The sequence below is a fragment of the Streptomyces sp. NPDC048331 genome (assembly GCF_043201215.1).
Classification (GTDB): Bacteria; Actinomycetota; Actinomycetes; order Streptomycetales; family Streptomycetaceae; genus Streptomyces.
The window spans coordinates 1-1,296 of record NZ_JBICYT010000109.1 but is presented as its reverse complement, the minus strand read 5'-3'; the positions used below and the strand labels follow the sequence as shown (position 1 = coordinate 1,296).

General features: G+C 67.3%; 1 protein-coding gene. It reads right to left on the bottom strand.

Annotated elements, in window-relative coordinates; genetic code table 11:
• Window positions 1-1,284: acyltransferase domain-containing protein (locus tag ACGFYY_RS42365; RefSeq protein ID WP_393717991.1), on the bottom strand; the 1,284-nt coding region annotated here is incomplete at its 3' end.
• Between the last annotated feature and the right edge of the window lie 12 nt (window positions 1,285-1,296).

Sequence of the window (1,296 nt, the reverse complement as noted above, 5' to 3'; positions counted from 1 at the left end):
CAGCCAGTAGTGCTGGTGTTGGAAGGGGTAGGTGGGGAGGTTGGTGTGGTGGGTGGGGGTGGGGGTGGTCCAGGTGGGGGTGGTGCCGAGGGTGTGGAGGGTGGTGAGGGTGGTGGTGAGGGAGTGGGTTTCGGGGGTGTTCTTGCGGAGGGTGGGGGTGGTGTGGAGGGGGGTGGGGTGGTTGTCGGGGAGGTTGTTGCGGGTCATTGCGGTGGCGGTGGTGTCGGGGCCGAGTTCGAGGTAGTGGGTGGTGCCGAGGTTGTGGAGGGTGGTGATGCCGTCGGCGTAGCGGACGGTGTCGCGGACGTGGCGGGTCCAGTACTGGGGGGTGCGGATGGTGTGGTCGGCGAGTTGGCCGGTGAGGTTGGAGATGAGGGGGGTGTGGGGGGTGTGGTAGGTGAGGGTTGAGGCGATTTGTTCGAATTCTTGGAGCATGCCGTCCATGTGGGGGGAGTGGAAGGCGTGGGAGACGTTGAGCCACTTGGTTTTGCGGCCTTGGTCTTCGAAGTGGTGGGCGATGGTTTCGATGTGGTGGTCGTCGCCGGCGATGACGAGGGAGTGGGGGCCGTTGACGGCGGCGATGGAGATGTGTTGTTCGTGGTGGGTGAGGTGGGGGTGGAGTTCGGTTTCGGTGGCTTGGAGGGCGAGCATGGCGCCGCCGGTGGGTTGGGCTTGCATGAGGCGGCCGCGGGCGGCGACGAGGGTGCAGGCGTCTTCGAGGGTGAGGATGCCGGCGAGGTGGGCGGCGGTGACTTCGCCGATGGAGTGGCCGATGAGGTAGTCGGGGGTGATGCCGTGGGTTTTGTAGAGGTGGTGGAGGGCGGTTTGGAAGGCGAAGAGTGCGGCTTGGGTGTTCTGGGTCTGGTTGAGGGTGTGGTGGTGGTCGGGGTTGAAGACGATGTCGGTGAGGGGGTGGGTGAGGTGGGGGTCGAGGTGGGTGGCGATGGTGTCGAAGGTGTCGGCGAAGGCGGGGTAGGTGGTGTGGAGGTGGTGGCCCATGCCGGTGTGTTGGGCGCCTTGTCCGGGGAGGACGAAGGCGAGTTTGCCGGTGGTGGGGGTGTTGGTGGTGAGGTTGGGGTGGCGGGTGGCGTTGGTGAGTGCGGTGAGGGCTTGGTGGCGTTGTTCGGTGGTGGTGGCGGTGATGCCGGCGCGGTGGTCGAAGTGGGTGCGTCGGGTGAGGGCGTGTGCGGTGTGGGTGGGGTCGTGGTCGGGGTGGTTGCGGGACCAGGTCAGGAGGCGGTCGGCCTGGGCGCGGAGGGCTTCGGGGGTCCGGGCCGACAACACCCAAGCCACCGG